The 18,513-nt window shown below is 49.7% G+C and carries 12 protein-coding genes; 6 read left to right on the top strand and 6 right to left on the bottom strand.

Annotated features, from left to right (window positions below):
- Positions 1 to 45 precede the first annotated feature (45 nt).
- The 3 genes from DARO_RS12495 to DARO_RS22325 all read left to right on the top strand — a co-directional run bounded on the left by DARO_RS12495 (position 46) and on the right by DARO_RS22325 (position 6,457).
- Positions 46 to 3,315 (top strand): VanZ family protein, encoded by a 3,270-nt coding sequence (locus tag DARO_RS12495; protein ID WP_011288163.1) that lies wholly within the window; start codon positions 46 to 48, stop codon positions 3,313 to 3,315.
- A 126-nt stretch (positions 3,316 to 3,441) separates the two neighbouring features.
- Positions 3,442 to 5,109 (top strand): asparagine synthase C-terminal domain-containing protein, encoded by a 1,668-nt coding sequence (locus DARO_RS12490; protein WP_011288162.1) that lies wholly within the window; start codon positions 3,442 to 3,444, stop codon positions 5,107 to 5,109.
- Between the two features lie 271 nt (positions 5,110 to 5,380).
- Positions 5,381 to 6,457, top strand: a complete 1,077-nt coding sequence (locus DARO_RS22325; protein ID WP_011288161.1) for an acyltransferase family protein — start codon at positions 5,381 to 5,383, stop codon at positions 6,455 to 6,457.
- A gap of 465 nt (positions 6,458 to 6,922) precedes the next feature.
- Here the strand turns inward: DARO_RS22325 and DARO_RS12485 are convergent.
- Positions 6,923 to 8,043 (bottom strand): IS3 family transposase gene (locus DARO_RS12485; protein WP_085961238.1). Its coding sequence is split into 2 segments (ribosomal slippage): positions 6,923 to 7,797 and positions 7,797 to 8,043, totalling 1,122 coding nucleotides; the frame shifts between segments, so codons are not numbered across the junction.
- Between the two features lie 171 nt (positions 8,044 to 8,214).
- Between DARO_RS12485 and DARO_RS22850 the strand changes: the two genes are divergently transcribed.
- On the top strand, positions 8,215 to 9,789 hold the full coding sequence (locus tag DARO_RS22850; protein WP_198134034.1) for a hypothetical protein: 1,575 nt from the start codon (positions 8,215 to 8,217) through the stop codon (positions 9,787 to 9,789).
- Positions 9,790 to 9,807: 18 nt separating this feature from the next.
- Here the strand turns inward: DARO_RS22850 and DARO_RS12470 are convergent, their stop codons facing one another.
- Complete coding sequence (locus DARO_RS12470) at positions 9,808 to 10,536, bottom strand: tetratricopeptide repeat protein (protein ID WP_011288157.1); 729 nt, start codon at positions 10,534 to 10,536, stop codon at positions 9,808 to 9,810.
- A 287-nt stretch (positions 10,537 to 10,823) separates the two neighbouring features.
- Between DARO_RS12470 and DARO_RS12465 the strand changes: the two genes are divergently transcribed.
- Together DARO_RS12465 and DARO_RS12460 are read left to right on the top strand one after the other, a co-directional pair.
- Positions 10,824 to 12,356, top strand: coding sequence for an MBOAT family O-acyltransferase (locus tag DARO_RS12465; RefSeq protein ID WP_041224376.1), 1,533 nt, complete (start codon positions 10,824 to 10,826; stop codon positions 12,354 to 12,356).
- A 4-nt stretch (positions 12,357 to 12,360) separates the two neighbouring features.
- Positions 12,361 to 13,560: a hypothetical protein gene (locus DARO_RS12460; protein ID WP_011288155.1), complete on the top strand. Its 1,200-nt coding sequence runs from the start codon at positions 12,361 to 12,363 to the stop codon at positions 13,558 to 13,560.
- A gap of 87 nt (positions 13,561 to 13,647) precedes the next feature.
- On the opposite strand, the gene DARO_RS12455 is transcribed toward DARO_RS12460, so the two are convergent.
- The 4 genes from DARO_RS12455 to DARO_RS12440 form a co-directional block, all read right to left on the bottom strand.
- Positions 13,648 to 14,721 carry an acyltransferase family protein gene (locus DARO_RS12455; RefSeq protein WP_049758672.1) on the bottom strand — a complete coding sequence of 358 codons (1,074 nt, stop codon included), beginning with the start codon at positions 14,719 to 14,721 and terminating at the stop codon, positions 13,648 to 13,650.
- A gap of 92 nt (positions 14,722 to 14,813) precedes the next feature.
- The gene (locus tag DARO_RS12450) at positions 14,814 to 16,091 is read right to left on the bottom strand and encodes a glycosyltransferase family 4 protein (protein WP_041224375.1); all 1,278 of its coding nucleotides are present in this window, start codon (positions 16,089 to 16,091) and stop codon (positions 14,814 to 14,816) included.
- A gap of 400 nt (positions 16,092 to 16,491) precedes the next feature.
- A complete protein-coding gene (locus tag DARO_RS12445; protein WP_083761527.1) occupies positions 16,492 to 17,286 on the bottom strand; it encodes a methyltransferase domain-containing protein in 795 nt (264 codons plus the stop codon).
- A 36-nt stretch (positions 17,287 to 17,322) separates the two neighbouring features.
- Positions 17,323 to 18,498, bottom strand: a complete 1,176-nt coding sequence (locus DARO_RS12440; RefSeq protein ID WP_011288151.1) for a glycosyltransferase family 4 protein — start codon at positions 18,496 to 18,498, stop codon at positions 17,323 to 17,325.
- Positions 18,499 to 18,513: the final 15 nt, after the last annotated feature.

Raw genomic sequence — 18,513 nt, 5'->3', positions numbered from 1 at the left:
TGAAGCACCGCGACGGCCACCTCCTAACCCAAGACGACGAAGCCCATGAAATCTCCTGTCGATCAAGTAGATGGCCGGTTAGCCTTCCCCTTCATGATCTGGGTGGGTTATCTTTTTTTTCTCGCCTACGGAAGTCTGGTTCCTTTTGAGTACCAGTACGTCTCATGGTCGGATGCCTGGGAGCAATTCAAGCATATACCGATGTACCGCTTGGATGTCGATACGCGTGCCGACTGGGTTGCTAACCTCATTCTTGCTATTCCAACGGGGTTCCTGACAACTCACTTATTGTTGGATAGATTCTCCAAGGCGAATAAGGCTTCCCTATTTTTTATTTCAGGGCTTTTCTCTCTCTCTTTTGTAATCTGTATCGAGTTTGCCCAGCTTTTTTTCCCTCCGCGGACTTGTTCGCTTAATGACATAGTCTCTCAGTCAGTGGGCGCTTTGATTGGTTTGGTCTTGGCAGCCAAATACTCAGATTGGTTTAAAGATTTTTTTTCTATTGATGGCGATTCCAGGCGATTGGCTTTTCGACTGCTCGAGGCCTATCTTGTTGGCTATGCTGCCTTCAGTCTTTTCCCATACGACTTCCTGTTTTCTGGAGCGGAGCTCGAGCAAAAACTTTCGGGGGGCAATTGGGGATGGCTAATGGCAAGAGGTGGTTCGCAATTAGGGGCGCTCAGCGGTATTAAGCTGTTGTTCGAAATTATCCTGACATTGCCATTTGGTCTGTTTCTTGGATATCGCTCAGAAAGTCAGTCCGGAAGTTATAGGCAGGCGCTATTTCTTGGCATCCTGTTGGGGGCTTCCATCGAGATTCTGCAGTTCTTCATGGCATCGGGAATCAGCGAAGGGCTTTCGATATTGACGCGCGTAACCGGCGTTTGTGGCGGTTTGGCGCTATGGAAACACCATGCAACTTGCTCACCAAAAAGGTTTCAGGCGCTGATACGCCAATTTCTGTACCCGCTTGGTGCTATTTACATGTTGGTCCTGTTGCAGGCGAATGGCTGGTTTTCTGGTCACTGGGATGGACTTGGTTTTGCTGGTGCGCAGCTGACTGAACTGCATTTCACGCCCTTTTACTACCATTACTTCACTTCAGAGGCCAAAGCTTTGGTCAGTGTTGTAATGGTTGTGATGATGTATGCCCCAATCGGATTAGTAGTTTGGCTAATGCGGGGCTCACCAAGGCAGGCACTTTTCTCTGCCGTCTTGCTTGCTTCTGGCATAGAGGTCGGCAAGCTTTTTTTGCAAGGCATGCATCCCGATCCAACGAATGTGTTGCTAGGCGGATTGTCTGGATGGGGCGCATTTTGTTCAACCAGGGCTCTTTCAGCGATGAGTGCGCTGTTCTCCGTCAAGGAAGTAGGAGAAAGACATATGCAGAAGTCGACCAAAATGCCTCCGCACTCTTCGCAATTTGGTGTAACTACGCCATTTGCTGGAAGATCCAATCGCCAGGGAAAACTTCGCTTCGCGCATGTCGCATTGCTGCCCCTGCTGCTATTTTCAGCATATTGGGCCATTACCTTTCCGACTCAACCGATATTGCTCAGTCTCTTTCTCTCCGTATGCGCAGTCGCCATATGGCTTAGGCCGGTACTGATCGCCGTCATTATTCCGTTCGCGTTGCCGTCGCTCGATCTGGCCCAGTGGAGCGGGCGCTTCTATTTTGATGAATTCGACTTGCTGTTGCTGGTCGCTCTTAGTATCGGGTTTGCTCGCATTCCTTCTAAACGCCACAAGCGGAGAGCAAACACCTTCTTCGTTCTTGCTTGTGGACTTGTGGCGCTTAGCTTATTCATTAGCGCCATTCGGGGGATGCTTCCGTTCCAATTTCCAGATTCCAACTCATTTAGCAATTATTACAGTGCCTATAATTCACTTCGCATTGCTAAAGGTGCGATTTGGGCTTTTCTGAGCTTTGGATTGCTGCGTCGCATGCTTGCTTCAGAAATGGATATCGAGCGTCCGTTGACGACTGGTGCAATCGCTGGTCTTGCTTTTACAGTTGGGGTCATTCTCTGGGAGCGACTGACGTTTAGTGGGTTATTCAATTTTTCCAGTGATTACCGTGTTACCGGTCCATTCTCTTCCATGCATACGGGCGGGGCTTACATTGAGTGTTTTCTTGCAGTTTCAACGCCATTCCTGTTACTGCTGGTACTGCAAACGAAAAGTTGGCTGGTCAGGCTGCTGGGCGGGGGGCTGTTGCTCGCAGCGACCTATGCCCTGATGGTTACGTTTTCACGTAATGGTTATATGGCATTTGGTGTGGCATCGGCGATCACCATGTTTTTTGCGTTGTTTAAATCTGCTCGCTGGAAACAACGCGGTCTGATCTTGGTAGCTCTGACAGGTGCCATGTTTGCGGTGGCCATGCCAGTCTTTACCGGGCAGTTTGCGCAGGAGCGGATCGCTACGCTGGGGAACGACTACTATGTCCGTCAAGCTCATTGGGAGGATGCGCTTGACATTCGCAGCCCGGATTTGCTGACGACGCTATTTGGTATGGGGCTCGGTCGCTATCCGGAAAGCCATTATCTCTTAAGCAGGGAAGAGAATCACGCTGGTACTTATCAGCTGGTTTCAGAAGAGGGCAACAGCTTTCTGCGACTGGTCTCCGGAAGCTCAATCTATTTGGGGCAACGCGTCTCTGTTGAACCTCTGCAAAAATACATTCTAAAACTTGATGCGCGTGCCAATAGACCAGATGCCACAATCACGATTCCAATTTGTGAAAAATGGCTGATTTCCTCCTTTGAATGCATCTGGAGCACGATTGAGATCGGCAAAGAGATAGGGATTTGGCATCATTTCGAAAGGGTTATTACTTCCGATCACTTCAATGCCAGTCATTGGTATTCCCAGCGACCAATAAAGTTCGCTCTCTACAACGGCAACCTCAAGACAATTGTTGATGTGGACAATGTAAGACTTGAAACGCTCCAAGGCGACAATCTGCTACGAAATGGTGACTTCTCGAAAGAACTGGATCACTGGCTCTTTACCGCCGACAGCCATTTGGAATGGCATGTCAAAAGTCTTCCCATTTCGGTCATCTTCGATCAGGGTTGGTTTGGCTTGGTCGCTATCGGCTTGTTTTCCTTGCTCGCCATAAAAGGTGCAATGGGTCGAGCGTGGCAAGGAGATCTTGGGGCTGCCGCCTTGCTGGCATCCTTTAGTGGATTTCTGGTGGTTGGGCTGTTTGACACACTTATCGATGCTCCGCGCTTCCTGTTTTTGTTTTTGATGCTTGGAGGATTCTGTGGTTATGACGTTGACAAGAAAAAGATAGTCCAAAGGGCGTAAATCGAGGTTGGCTCAAATACACTGTGGGTCTTCGCGGTGAGGTCGGCTGTTGCGTAATCACAAACGTAGAATCCGGGGGGCTCGTCCACGTTGTTCTTCGGCTCTCAAACTTAATTGCTTAAATTCATGTTAAAAAATCCAGATATTCTTGTGGTTGGAAAACACAGCTTCAATGACGCGGCTTTGTCTCAAATTGCCAAGTCCAAAGGTGACGAAGCTGCTTGGCAACAAGCCTTCCAGCGCTTCGGCGTCAAGGCGGCGGAGCACGTATCTGGAGATTTTGCAGTAGCGCTTAATGAGCCGAATGGCCAGGTCTTTCTGGCAATTGATCGCTTTGCCATACGCAGTCTTTGTTATCGCCAGATTGGAAATCGACTGCTCTTTGCCGAGCGCGCCGATGAATTGGCGGATGCGAGTACGGAAATTGATCCTCAAGCGATCTTTGACTATTTCTACTTTCACGCAATCCCATCCCCGAGGACGATCTTCAAAGGAGTCTATCGGGTACCCCCCGGCCACTATGTTTTGTTTGAAAATGCTCAATTAACTGTTGCGCCCTATTGGATACCCACTTTCGAGGAGACCAGGAATCAGCCCTTCGAGAAACTTCGTGATGAGTTCCGGGACATTCTGCAGCAAGCAACAACTCGCCAATTGGATGGCGGTAAAGCCGCGTGTTTCCTGAGCGGCGGAACCGATAGCTCTACCGTGGCAGGGATGATTGGCCTCGCTCACGGTGCGCCGGCAGCGACATACTCCATCGGATTTGAGGCCGAGGGCTATGACGAAATGGCATTCGCCCGCATTGCCGCCCGCCGTTTCAATACTGAACATCATGAGTATTACGTTACTCCAGACGATCTCGTGAGTAGCATTCCGATGGTTGCATCCAGCTACGATCAGCCCTTCGGTAATTCTTCAGCTCTCCCTGCCTATTACTGCGCGAAGATGGCAAAGGAGGGCGGTGTCTCCAAGATACTGGCCGGTGATGGTGGCGATGAACTCTTCGGCGGAAATTCGCGTTATGCCAAACAAAGAATTTTCAATAGCTACCGGCATCTCCCGAGCTTCTTGCAAAAAGGACTTCTTGAGCCGTTATTCAGCCTGCCTGGTATGGATCAAATCCCCTTGCTTAAAAAAGGCAGTAGCTATATTGAGCAGGCTAGCATTCCGATGCCAGACCGCCTTCAGCTATACAACCTGATTACACGCCTCGGTGTTGATCAGGTGCTGACCCCCGGATTTTTGCAAGCTATTAACCTAAATGCGCCACTGGGCCTTCAACGAGAGGTTTGGTCCTCTGCAGTTACTGACAGTCTGACCAACCGGGAACTGGCATTCGATTGGCGTTTTACGCTGGCGGAAAGTGATTTGCCTAAGGTTTGTGGAACTACTCGCTTGGCTGGTATCAATGTCGGATTTCCGATGCTTGATGACGAACTGCTAGCGTTTTCATTACGCTTGCCAGTCGAGTACAAACTGAAGGGGCTGAAGCTGCGCTGGTTCTTCAAGGAGGCACTGCGCGGATTTTTGCCCGACGAAATCATTGTCAAGAAAAAGCAGGGGTTTGGTCTTCCCTTTGGAGTCTGGCTGAATCGTCACGATGCGTTAAGAAAGCTAGCCAGAAACTCGGTCATGGGATTGGTTGATCGTGGGGTGCTTCGTGGCGAATTTGTCGATCAACTCTTCAATAAACATCTGCAAGAACATCCTGGCTACTATGGCGAGATGATCTGGATATCAATGATGCTTGAGCAATGGCTAGTGCATCATCGAGCGAACTATTCGATCTGAAAATTGTGTGACGATTTGCAGAAATGATGTTGAAAAAAATTGATACTAAACTGATATTTCTCTTCGGTATGCCAAGCACCTCCAAGTAGACAATGATTTAAGCGGAGAAAAGTGGTTGGCTGTTATTCGCTATTCCGATTCTGTCTGGATTAGATATAGGCAGTATTACGATAAACAACAATGAAGATAATTCACCTTCCTCGATTGTTTTTCGATAAAAATTCGGGATGTATCGATATTCTGTATTGCTCTTGATAGAAATCATAAATACATGCCGATTGTTCTATCTTTATATCTCGATCTAATAAGATTTTTTGCTTCACTAGGCGTGCTTTTTGAGCACATTTCTTCGAAGCTAATAACGTCAGATATTTTTTGGTGGAGGCTTGGAAATTATGGATCTATTAGTGTGATCGTATTTTTTGTGTTGTCTGGATATGTTATAGCGTATGTTTCATCAAGTAGAGAAAGTGATCTTGGTGCATATTGTTATAGCAGAATATCAAGGCTTTATTCGGTTGTACTTCCAGCATTAATTTTAACCTTTGCTTTTGATTCGTTTGGAATGTTTATAAACCCCGATTTTTATAATATAAAAACAATACTCTGGAGGCCGGAGAGTTGGTCGGGCTATATATCTTCGCTCTTCTTTGTGAACGAATATCAAATTTTTAATTTTGGTGGCATTTCGCCAGGAACAAATGGACCATATTGGTCCCTGAGTTTTGAGGCGACGTACTATCTAGTCGCAGGGATAGTTATTTTCTTTCCACGAAAAATGGCCATCCCTGCAGCAATTATAATTCTTCTAATTGCTGGTAGAACAATCGCGGCTTTGTTGCCAGTTTGGATGTTAGGTTATTATTTATATAAATATAGCTGTAGAGCAAAAATAAATATATTTTTTGCAGCTGCTGGCTTTTTGTTGAGCCTCCTTGCCTTGGCGTTATTTCCCTCCATAGAGGATCAATTAGCAAACGATAATTTTGGCTTGTTTTTGCCATGGGGTCGTGCGGCATATAATAGAAATATATCTGCCGACTATATGGTTGCCGTTCTGTTTGGAGTTCACTTATTATCAGCGCAAAGCATAGCTCGAAGCGTGGATCCTCAAACATATAATTTTTCTGCCGCGATTCGGTGGCTTGGTGGGCTAACTTTTCCTTTGTATTGTATCCACTATCCGGTGTTATGTTTTTTTAGGGCTGTCAGCCCGTGGGGGGTAGATACTTGGCAGAATGCATTATTTCTATTGGTTGCCATATTCGTAATTACGATTGCGATAAGTTATTTCTGCGAATATCTAAAAAGAACAATGAGAAATCAGCTGCTACGATTGGCGTATTAGTAAAACTCCTTGATTAGGCTGCACCGGTTTTCGTACCTGTCTTAACAGGACATTTCCGGGTTGAAGGAGTAACTTAGATGGATTTTTTGGCAAAGTATGCTGCGGCCATTTTAAGGATGCCGTGCTCCTCGCTGACTCGCTTCAACTCAGCCTTAAGTCGGCAGATTTCTACAGCTAGGCTTTGCAGTTTGCTGAGCTCCGACTTAGGCAGGCTGTAGTGCTTCAGAACTTATACAGAGTCGGCAGCGATACCACCACCGATTGACCACGTCCTACGTGGGGTGACCCCGATTCGCCACCTGCTTGACCGCTTCAGTTTTGGATTCTTCCGGATACCGCATGCTGCTCATGGCTTCTCCGTTTGTCTAAGTTTAAGTCTTTGGAGCGACTAGAGATTCCGTCGGGGTGAGGTGCCCCCGGATTTAGTGCCAAGGGCGTTTTAGTAAAAGTCCTTGGTTTGCACTGCTAAAGACATCCTTTCCCGACGGGGTCATCGGGATCACAGGATCGATGCTTGGCCGCAAACTCTGCAGGCGTCAGGTAATCCAGTGAGCTATGCGGCCGATGCTGATTGTAGTCTCGGCGCCAAGCAGCAATCAGGATACGAGCCTGGGGCAAGCTCGTAAACCAATGGTCGTTCAGGCACTCATCCCGGAACCGGCCGTTGAAGCTCTCGATAAACGCGTTCTGTGTCGGTTTGCCCGCCTGGATCAGCTTTAGCTGCACGCCGTGCTGGTAGGCCCATTGGTCCAATGCCTTGCCGGTGAATTCAGGCCCCTGATCAGTCCGGACCGCCTTGGGATAGCCCCTGAAACGAGCCGCCTGATCGAGCACTCGGGTCACGTAATGTCCTGATATTCCGAAATCAACGGCGAGATCGATGGCCTCCTTGCTGAAGTCATCGACGATGGTCAGCACTTTGATCCGGCGGCCATTGGCCAATGCGTCACTGACGAAATCCATCGACCAGACCTGCTTCGGTGACGACGGCAATTCCAGCGCCTGCCGCTCAACGGCTACACCATGTCGTTTCTTGCGGTGCCGAACCGACAGCCCGGCACTGCTGTAGAGGCGATAGATACGCTTGTGATTGACCTGGACTCCCTCGCGGCGAACCAATGCATGCAGACGGCGATAACCGAACCGACGGCGCTCGCTGGCTACTTCAACCAGCCTTGCCTGCAATTGCTCGTTCTCTGGCTGTACCTTTGATTCGTAATGCAGGACCGTGCGCGACAAACCCGCCAGCAGGCAGGCACGGCGCTTGGAAATCGTTGTCGATTCTCGCATCACCATGTCTGCCTCACGCTTTTGCTGGGGGCTCAGCGTTTTCGGCCTAAAGCCGCTTTCAGCGCCTCTGCATCGAGAATCGATTCGGCCAGCAATCGTTTGAGCTTGGCGTTCTCGGCTTCGAGATCCTTCAACCTCTTGGTATCCGGAACCGACATACCGCCAAACTTGGCTCGCCAGTTGTAGAACGATCCGTCACTGAAACCATGCTGCCGACACAGTTCCTTGATCGGCATGCCGGCTTCTGCCTGCTGCAAAAAGCCGATGATCTGCTCTTCTGAAAACCGCTTCTTCAAGTCCATTCTCCTTCTCGAAAACGGACTTTACTAAATTCCCCGTGGCACTGTTTATAGGGGGCATCTCAGGGGGATTCACTCAGGAATGATGTCGGAAAAACTTACACTTGACTGATGTTGTTCTTCTGTATGCCAAGTTCCTCCAAGTAGAGTGTTAATAAATTCAATTGCTTGCAGAATGAATTTTTCTGTGGATTGATTTTTGCTTTAAGAATCAAATACATTTTGGTTCGGAAAGAATTGGAGCGCATGATGAAAGTTTCTCGTTTAGCTGACCGCAATAAATCCATGAAAAATTCATCCTGGATAGGAAAGAGGGCGAGAAAGGCGGCATCCCTCTCTCTGGTAATGATTTGCTTGAACAGTACTTCAGCTACTGCAGCGGTCGATCTGAGCTATCTTCAAGGGTTACTGGCTTCAACTCCTGAAGGTGGCTGGGTTCAGGTTAATACCAACAAGTTTTCCGATGCGTGGGCCTCGACTCAAGCCGGAGGTGTTCCAGGCTCGGATCCAGCAGCCATAGTCCATGCTTGGAGTTCCGTTGCATGGGATTCTACCCGTGGTGACCTGCTTCTATTTGGGGGGGGGCACGCTAACTACGCAGGTAATGAAATGTACGTTTGGCAGGGGTCTGATGGCGCCTGGACCCGAGGTTCCCTGCCTAGTCGAATGGAAAGATATGGTTCAACGGCCACGTTCTTCACCGTAGATAATGCTGCTCCGCAGTCTGCGCATACGTATGACAACAATATATATGTGCCAATAAACGACATGTTTGTCACGTTTGGCGGTGCAGCCTACAATTCTGGTGCTGGCTTCGTCGTTAAAGGGCCTGATGGCAATCCTCTGCCTGCAGGTCCTTGGATGTGGGATCCACAAAAAGCTGATCCGAATAAGGTTGGAGGAACGGATGGCTCTGGATACCTCCCATCGACGCTTGGCGGAATGATGTGGAGCAACCAATACGGCAAGTGGGTCGGAGACCCTGGCTCAACGTATTTGGAAGGTTCTACTGCCTATCGCCAAGAGAATGGTCATGATGTTATTTACGTAACCGGCGCAGGTGGTGGTGGTTGGCCTTCCTTGTTCAGGTATGAGTTAGGCAACGTTCGGGCCGGTGAACTTGGAAGTTTTGAGAAGGTTGCTGTTGCATGGAATGCTCCAAGCTTCCAAGGAACATCCACAATTGCAAATAACCTCTTTATAAGAACGTCGAGCGTACCAGGATTTCAAATGGGTTTTGGCGTATGGGATCTTTCCAAGTCCAATGCGAGCAATCCAGATGGCAATCGTGATATCGCCATCTATCTTGTGAATGAAGACGGAACCCCTTTCATGATGAACGTTGATTACGGCATCGATTTTGATAGCGTCAACGGAAAGATTCTGATGTGGGATGGCCGTGATAAAGGGACAGTCTGGGAAACCGAGGCGGTATACGACAGTTTGGGAAATTTGGTTACGACGTGGGTTGTGAAAAAGCGCGTGAGTTCCACTGTGCAGCAACCTACCGGAAATTTTCAAACAGGGGTGCTCGGAAAGTGGGATTTCGTTGAGCAATTAGGCGCATTTATAGCGCTGGATGAGTTTACTTCGGCTACGCAAGATGCCGGGGTCTGGCTATATAAACCATTTTCCGATGTCCAAGAACCTCCTTCGGGAGACTTGCCTGAGCCGGCCACACTAGCATTGAATATTTTTGCATTGCTGATACTGTTTTGGCGGTTTAGATTGAAGTTGGGCTAAAGACGGGGGAGAGCGGGCTTAATGTTCCATAGGTTCTTGAATTTCGTTTTCTCTTTCTGATTTAATCGGCTCAGAAATATGTTGGTCTGGGGGAGAGGGCTTGATTTGAGCCTCCTCTTTCCATTTTCCAGCTTTCTGTAGTTTGTTTTTTAGTCCAGGAAGAGGAAAGCCAAGCGAATAGGCTTGTTTAGCATATTCAAGTGATTTTTCGAACTGCTTGAGTTCAAAATAGGCCAACCCTAGGTTGTACAAGATGTTTGGATCATCGCTTGCAAGGGCAAGAGCGGATTCGAGTTTAGGAATTCCATCTTTTGACTTTCCTGAGCGAATTAGGTGAAGACCATGTAGCAGCTGTACTGTTGCATCATCAGGTCGAAATCTCTCGGCGCGATCGAACCAGCAACTAACTGTATATATCATTTCTGGCGGGGGGTCTTGCTTGGTTTTTTCCGAGAATCTAACGGTTGCCATCAAGGCCCGTGGGTGGTTCGGAAATGCTCTCAGCGTGTATGCGAGGTCGCCTCCTGGCGTGGATGCAGTGCTTCCCCCTTTTAGCGTTTCCACCTTTGGTGTGAAGTGAAATTTTTCAACGAGTTCTCTTTTTGCGATCTCTGTTGATCGATAGTCAAATGGACCGTAGCCACCGTACTCAAGGTTGCCACAGGCTTGGTAACCACTTTCACTAATTGCAGCGAAAGGTAGGCAGAGTAGGGTGGATAAAACGAATTTGTAAGGTTTTGTGGCCATCTTGGTAGTTTTTCAAAAAAGTGTTAAACGCTCGAAAAAGAGGTGTTTGAATATATATAAAACTGAATTGTGGCAGATTGAGGAGGCCTACAATCAAGCTGAATAATTTGCCGATAAATACTTTTTTACGCTAGCTTAAGCGCATTTCAAGTTTTATACACTCGTTGCTAACCAGTGTTCGCGTGCATCTTGGCAACCACCAACCACCAACCACCAACCACCAACCACCTTAAGGCATGCATGGACCATGCTGGTCTGGCATCTTACTGCGACAAACCGATATAACAATGCTATTCAATACATTCGGGTTCATATTTGCTTTTCTGCCGGCGGTTTTTGCAGGTTTTTTTTCCCTTGCAAAATACTCGCCCCGTTGGGCTGCCGCATGGATGGCATTGGCTTCTCTCTTTTTCTACGGAAGTTGGGACTATCGATATCTTCCCCTGCTTCTGCTCTCCATTACGTTCAATTTTTATGCCGGCAAGCGTATCGCCAATTCTTGCCAGCCGCTCCGTAAGCACCTTCTGGCCGTCTCTGTTGGAGCAAACCTCATCCTGCTCGGGTATTTTAAGTACGCTGACTTTTTTGTCGCGAGCATCAGAAGCATAACCGGCATACCGCATGAGCCATTGGGGGTTATCCTGCCCATTGGGATATCTTTTTTTACATTTACACAAATTGCATTTCTTGTAGATACTTATCAAGGCAAGGTGAATGAATACAAATTTGTTCACTATCTACTTTTCGTTACCTATTTCCCTCATCTCGTTGCGGGGCCTGTTCTGCACCACAGAGAGATGATGCCGCAATTTGCAGATAAATCGACCTATCGTCTGTCATACGAGAACATCGCTGCAGGCTTGTCGATCTTCATTCTCGGACTGGCAAAGAAGGTCCTGATCGCCGATAACCTGGCGCCGATGGCTAACCCGGTATTTGAAGCGGGAGCCAATCCAGCGTTTCTGGAAGCATGGGTTGGCTCCATCGCATACGCTCTGCAGTTGTATTTTGATTTTTCCGGTTATTCGGACATGGCAATCGGCCTTTCGCGCCTGTTCGGGGTTCGCTTGCCCCTTAACTTCAACTCCCCTTACCAAGCCACGAACATCACCGAATTCTGGCGTCGATGGCACATGACCCTGTCGAGATTCCTGCGTGACTACCTCTACATACCGCTAGGCGGTAATCGGAATGGTCCGGTGGCCAGATACCTCAACCTGATTATCACCATGCTTCTTGGCGGACTCTGGCATGGTGCGGGCTGGACTTTTGTGATCTGGGGTGGTCTGCACGGGCTCTTCATCGCCAGCAACCACTACTGGCAGCATATTCGCCAAAAATTCGGGTGGGCCGGGGGGCAAGGACGCTTCTGTATTTTTGTGTGCCGTGCCCTCACGCTTTTTGTGGTGACCGTGGCATGGGTCTTCTTCCGTGCTCCTGACCTGTCAACGGCACTCGATGTATTGGCCGGGATGTTCGGCATGAATGGACTTGCCCTTCCTGCTTGGTCGCAAGCCAAGCTTTCGTGGCTTGCATCGCTAGGAATCAATGCACGCTTCGAGGGTATCCGCTGGATCGATATTTCCTCAATTGGGCCGCCACTCCTTGTCATTGCATTATTGATCGCTTTGCTTGCCCCAAACACTCAGGAAATTATGGGCCCTACTCAGCCGTGCCTCGATCCGGTAACACCTCGGATATCCGGCTGGAAATTCTCCTGGAGCCCTTCATCTTACTGGGCGCTGGCTCTCACCATCGGTTTCTTCAGTTGCGTATTTAGCCTTAATCGCGCAACTGAATTTCTATACTTCCAGTTTTGAACCAATGACCGCCAAGAAATTCGTTTTCATTCTGGCTGCGCTCAATCTTCCGGCCATGCTGTTAATCAGCGCCCTCAATTTCGTCATCGACGGGGATTCAAGCCGGCATCTCCCAGGTGAACCCAGTATTTTCCCCCGTAGCACCAATCATTCCGCGCTTTCAAAACTGCACTATCTTTCGTTGGAAAAGCCGGAGGTCATTTATTTTGGATCTTCGCGAACCGAAATAGGCCTGCCGGCAGATCCTGCGTTGATTGGAGGGAAAACCGTGTACAACGCAGGGCTGTCAGCGAACACGTTGGGAAACACGCTTCCATTGATACAGCACGTTCTGGCGATATCCGAGCCCAAGGCCATTGTTCTCGGAGTTGATTTTGTATCTTTTTTGCCCAAACCCAGCACCTTTTCCAATCTGGACATGTCGCTGCTGTCCTCGGGTATCACAGAATATCGCTTCAAGCGCTTGTTCCATGACATCAAGCGAACCTTAACGATTGAAACGACAGCAAATTCAATACATTCACTCTCTGCACTCTGTGCAGGCAAGCCTTACGATGAGATTGACGGGCTGGCATCAATTGGCGGCCAGACCAGCGACGCCGAAATGGAGTTGCTGACAACTGTTCGCGGAAAATCCCTAACCGCCTTCCAACGGAAGCTTCAGATGGCTGCCGGACGCCCCCCAGATTGGAAAACAATCGAAAATGGGCTTCATATGCTGGACAATTTCGTCGATTTTGCCTGTCGGCGCCATATCACAGTCAGAATTTACACAAACCCCAGGCATGCACTTGCCGAGCAGATGCTCGAGCAAAATGGTGCGTGGCCTCAGGTTGAGCGCTGGAAGAGTGCATTGGGGGAGATCGCCACGCGCTATCAACCGCAATGCGACATCAGAATTTTTGATTTCTCAGGCTACAACAGCGTTACTACTGAGTCCGCTGTTGGCCTGGCGCCTAGCAAGGGCATGACTCATTACTGGGAAGCGTCACATTACAAGAGTGTAGTAGGGGCAATGATTCTTCACCGCCTGTTCACTACCGATAGCTCATCCCTGCCTCCCGACTTTGGTCGCGAACTTACAAAAGACAGTACGGACAAGGTCAATGCCCTAGTGCGGAAGGAGCAGCAGGATTACATTAGGGCCCACGCAAACGAAATTGCCAAGGCCAATCAATGGGCATCAGCCAGCCAAAAATATTGAGTTCCAAGCAAGCGCTGCTTTCAATGCGACATCCGCGAACTGTAATCGTTTTCCCGATATCCAGATATTCTGAAAAATGTCTCGGCCTCAGCTAGAGCGCTGGGGCAGCAAACACTTCGCCAGCCAGGCTTGGCGCTTGACCAGAGCTAGCAGCACAAGGGGGCCGCACACCCCAAGCAGGAATGCCACCAATCCGTTCAAATAAGCCATTTCCGAGATGCGGGTGAGGTGCGCAAAAGCCTTGTTTTGGATGGCTTGATGAAACATCAGAATAAACAAGCTCCCGGATCCTATCATCGCCAGTGAGCGTGCAACTACGCTGGCTTGTGGAATCAGGGCTGAAAGCGAAAGGATGATATATATCCCGCAAATCGCTTGCAGGGAGGCTATGGCGGGATTTCCATATAGCCTGGAGTTCAGGTCGATCGTTTCGTTAAAAATGTAATGCAATGCAGAAAACAGAACCACGGCGACCAAAACGCTTGTGGTACGAAACTTCAGTGACTTGACTTTTTGGTCCATAAAAAACCCCAAAAGCATAAATGCGGTAGTCACCGGCACAAGGTCAGCGCTAAAGGGCAATCCGCGTACCAGCATTGCTGTTCCACCCATCCCGCTCGCTCGCCCAGCAAGCGGAATCCACTGCTGTCTGAATGCCTCTATCAATAGGCTTCCGCAGAGGATGAGCATGGTCAAAAATAGGCCGATGGATACTCCGTTCATGCCCATTTTTCTTATGAAACGCAAGGTCACCTGCGCAAACAAGGTGGCGATAAAGAGATGAGGGAGAAACCAAATTGGCACCATGGCTATCGTATCTCCCGTAGCCAGTGCGATGGCATCTCCCGTCCCATACATAACTTCCGCCAGATAGGCCAACGGTGGAGTCTGCTGATATATGACCAGTACGCCCCCCAGCACCGCCATCACGCAGAAATAGGGTTTCAGGATTGCGTCGGTTTTTGAAGCGACCAGATCCTTCAATGCCACGGAGTCTTTTAGAAATATCCCTGACAAAAAGAAAAACAAGGGCATATGGAAAGAAAATATGATGCGAAACAACTCTCCGCTATCGTGCAGCACGATCCAGTTGTGGCCAAACACAACCAGAAGCATTCCCAATCCCTTCGCAACATCGATCGAGTTATATCTCATTGCCATGTTAACAACGGCAAAATGCTACGAAAAAAGCCGGACTTTTCCTGCATTCCAGGCTGAGTCTTTGCGGATCAGGGGCGCACTCTTTCATGAAATCAGGGAGTTCTGGAAACATGGTCAAGCAGCGCGGCCAGATCCTTAGTCAGGCTGCTTCGCTCATAGCGTGCCGCAGCCCCAGGAATTCGCTCTGAAAATGCTGTCGATCCATCGGCAGCGCACAATTTCTCAATCGCCTTGGCCAATCCATCAATATCGCCTGGGGCGACTACACAATTACCACCGACGGACGAGAGGACCGCTGTCACCTCACTATCCGGCAGGCTGGAGGCGATGATTGGGCGACCGCTGCCTAGATATTCGAACAGCTTTCCCGGCAACGAAGCCTTCTCATATATTCCCTTTGAAACAGGGAGATAAAGAGCACTTGCGTTCATCATGAGATCAACAGCACGGCCATGGGGAACCTGACCCAGTTCCTCAATAACGTCGTTAATGCCATATTCCCGGGCCCGTCCAGGCGGAAACCCGGCAACGGTCACCCTTAACCTGGCCAGACACGAGGAGCCTGCATCCTTCAAGCGACGTAATGCCTCGTAAAGGTTGTCCGGGCCATATCCAGGACGCCAAACCCCCGTATAGGAGATTTTGACGAGGCTGTCCCGATTGGAGTCGTCCGACGCGGTCGAACCCAAGAAATCATCAGGATCGAAACCATTGGTAATGCATATCGCCTTGCCTCTCGCACCTTCCTCGTCCAGAATTTTGGCAAAGGAGGGGGTTGTTGTGATGACAGCGGCGGCATTGCGCAAGACCTTTTTCTCGAGATGCGGCTGCAGCCATTTCTGCAACTTGGTGTGCTTGTCCCACTCAGCGTCCGAAGGTTTCCACAGATCCCTGTAATCGACCACGAAGGGAGTGCCCGTTTTACGGCTGACTTCCGCAGCAATGAGAAACGAAGTCCAAGGCCACCCGGTAGCGTAGATAGCATCGAATCCTTCCTGTTCATGCAGCGCAACGGCGTGGCGGATTGCCGTTGATTTCCAGGCAGCGCAATCGTCTGGAATCTGGAAGAAGCGTTCTATTCTCCATTTGAGTCCATCGGCCAAGCGATTTCTGTTACCGAACATTCCAAAGACGGCGGCAATTTTTTCTGCGGCGATGTCGCTCCAAAGCGGAACCCGCTCTACACGCGTTCCGGGGCGTACCTCATCCAGCAGCGATGGTTCGCATGCCTTGGGTGCTGGATTCGCGACGGTAAGCACGATCGGCTCCCACCCGTTCTCTGGCAGATGATTGACGAATTCTAGGCTTCGTCTTGTGCCTGAATTGGCTATAGGGGGATAAAGATAGGCAATGAACAGGACTTTTTTCATGGTTTTGTTTGGTCGAGCGATGGGCTGTCGATCGCTGATCTCCGGGGGCTCAAGTCTAGCGCGGAGGGATTTTTGGTCCGGGATTCCACAGGAGCCGCAGGGATCAGATGTGTGGGCAAGCGGCACCGAACGGCTCGAATCGCCCTAGTGGATCTGTACGGCATAGCGAGAGCGAGGTTCCGCATGATATCGGAGTTTGCCGGAGGGAGTTTCAATTTTTGCCAAAATTTCCGGTTGGCCATAAGGGGGCTCTGGCCATGCAGAAATGCGTCGGAATCTAGATATTTGCTGAGTACCGGGGGGCTGGGGCGTGTAGAGGTGGCTGGCAAGCGGGACGGCGGCAGAACGTGTTTTCGCGGTTTCTAGTCGCCAGTTGAGAACGCTATTCCTTGCATAGTCGTTATACTGAGCGGGCGAGCAGGCCAATTTGATGGCCGCGCTCCCTGAAAAGCAACAGGGCTTCCTTGAAGTAACCACAACTGAAAAGACTTGCGGCAAAGAGCAAGCGCAGTATTCCGTTGCGTAGGCCCCTCGGATCGGACGGATAGGGGTCCCAAGTCCGGAAGCTGACGATTTCGAAGCCTTCCGACTTAAGCAGCGTTTTTAATTCCCAGGGGGAATACTCGTAAACGTGGCACATGAAATGTCGAGGCCCGAAATCCTGACTGTAGGGTTTGGAGTCATACAGAGGTGCTTGCTGGAACTGGCGCATCATCTTTGCCCAAGCATTGACATTCGGCGTCCCGAAGAAGAGATATCCCCCGGGTTTCAGAACGCGCTTGATTTCCCGGATGAATTGTCTGGGGCTGCCAACGACATGCTCGACGACCTCGAATGCTGTGACAAGGTCGAACGCACCCGGATGATAGGGAAAGGTGGTCTCGAAGTCGAAGGCATCGGTTGTCCACTCATAGGCTTGCCCCCCGGGAAGCTCGAAACGCGGCTGATCGGGTTTGATGGTCGAGTCCTGAACAGGTGCTACATTGCCAACAAGTTCGGCTCCTGCCCGGGCTAGCAACAGGCCGACGAAGGTGTCATGCCCGAGATCGAGCGTCTTCAGACCTTTCAGGTTCAAGAAACGCTGTAAGGCTTCGACTGATGTGAATATGCGCTCCTTGTTCCAGGTGATGTAATCTGGGTTGGCAACGGCTGCTGCTAAGGCTTCGAATTCTTTTCTATCCATCATTTCTCCCATGGGAAAGGTCAACGCGACAGGCCTGGTACTTGGCGATCATACGAGCCTCATGCGTTTGAGCAGATTGCGGATATTTGAATTGAGTCGGGCGCTAAACGAGTACCGGGGCAAGGACACAGGGGTTGCAGCAAGACGGGCATAAGTGTCGAGGTAGCGTTGTCTCAATACCTTGATGTCGTAAAACCTTTTTGCCGTTTCGACGCCTATTTTTCCTAATTCGGCATAAGTGCGGGCATCGCGTTGCTGCAGCACAGCCGCTAGTGCTGCCGGTTGTGTCATGTCGACAAAAATACCATCCTTGATGATCGATTTCTGATTGGGATGATTCGTTGAAATCACTGGCAAGCCCATAGCCATCGCCTCAATGTAAACGATGCCGAACGTTTCGAACAATGAACCCAGTGTGAAGACATCTGCTGCGGCATATGCTTTGGGAAGTTCGTCATGGGGCATGGTCGTGAAGACAATGCGCTCCCCCATCAACTCGCGCCCCAAGGCCTTGATCGCAGGCGAATCGCCGCTTTCCTGGCCGACGATCACCAGCCATGCATCGGGCACCGCCGCCACTTCCCTGATCACATAATCCATCCGCTTGTGCCAGTAGCATATAGTGCCGACGCTGATTACGACGAAAGCATCTTCGGGAATGCCGTGGCGTTCGCGGAAATCTGTTTGCAAGCCCGGATGGAAGCGTTTGAGATCGACTCCATGTGGAATCATGAAGGCCTTGGAACGATTGCTTCTCTGAAGATTGTATTCGGTGTGCTCTTGAACGAAATCGCATTTCGGTTGGGCTGACTTTGGAAGAGCTCCTCCGTTAGACCAAAGTATCTTTGGTGTATGCCGAAACAGGTGACGATTTTCATAGATAACGTTGCAGACCTCCTGTTCCAGGCAATGAATAACATTGAAGTCACCTATGAGAAGATGTTTGAGGGCGGCATAAGCGAAGGTCAATCCCTCTATGCGCATTCGTTCTTCTTCCCGAACCGCACTTTCCCATCGAGGAGAAGCGGAAATTTTCATTTCGCTTAGAAAGTCAGAGTTTCGCCCAATGTTATCGACAACTATTTCCGCGGTGTCTGTTTCTCCACCGCCTTTAAATAGTGTGATGTCTACATGGCCTTTGAGGGTGTTGAAAATGTCGCGAGCAAATACTTCATGTCCGCGGTTAATTATTCCAAGTCCGGAGCAAAGAAGTGCGATTTTCATGGTTGTTTCAGAAGG

It is taken from the genome of Dechloromonas aromatica RCB (genome assembly GCF_000012425.1).
This window is presented reverse-complemented; position numbering and strand designations above follow the sequence as displayed.

Excerpts from the sequence above, each read along its gene's own strand:
- DARO_RS12470 (WP_011288157.1), bottom strand. The coding sequence starts at position 10,536 with ATGGCCACAAAACCTTACAAATTCGTTTTATCCACCCTACTCTGCCTA.
- DARO_RS12440 (WP_011288151.1), bottom strand. The coding sequence starts at position 18,498 with ATGAAAATCGCACTTCTTTGCTCCGGACTTGGAATAATTAACCGCGGA.
- DARO_RS12445 (WP_083761527.1), bottom strand. The coding sequence starts at position 17,286 with ATGGGAGAAATGATGGATAGAAAAGAATTCGAAGCCTTAGCAGCAGCC.
- DARO_RS12465 (WP_041224376.1), top strand. The coding sequence starts at position 10,824 with ATGCTATTCAATACATTCGGGTTCATATTTGCTTTTCTGCCGGCGGTT.
- DARO_RS12490 (WP_011288162.1), top strand. The coding sequence starts at position 3,442 with ATGTTAAAAAATCCAGATATTCTTGTGGTTGGAAAACACAGCTTCAAT.
- DARO_RS22325 (WP_011288161.1), top strand. The coding sequence starts at position 5,381 with ATGCCGATTGTTCTATCTTTATATCTCGATCTAATAAGATTTTTTGCT.
- DARO_RS12450 (WP_041224375.1), bottom strand. The coding sequence starts at position 16,091 with ATGAAAAAAGTCCTGTTCATTGCCTATCTTTATCCCCCTATAGCCAAT.
- DARO_RS12495 (WP_011288163.1), top strand. The coding sequence starts at position 46 with ATGAAATCTCCTGTCGATCAAGTAGATGGCCGGTTAGCCTTCCCCTTC.
- DARO_RS12455 (WP_049758672.1), bottom strand. The coding sequence starts at position 14,721 with ATGGCAATGAGATATAACTCGATCGATGTTGCGAAGGGATTGGGAATG.
- DARO_RS12460 (WP_011288155.1), top strand. The coding sequence starts at position 12,361 with ATGACCGCCAAGAAATTCGTTTTCATTCTGGCTGCGCTCAATCTTCCG.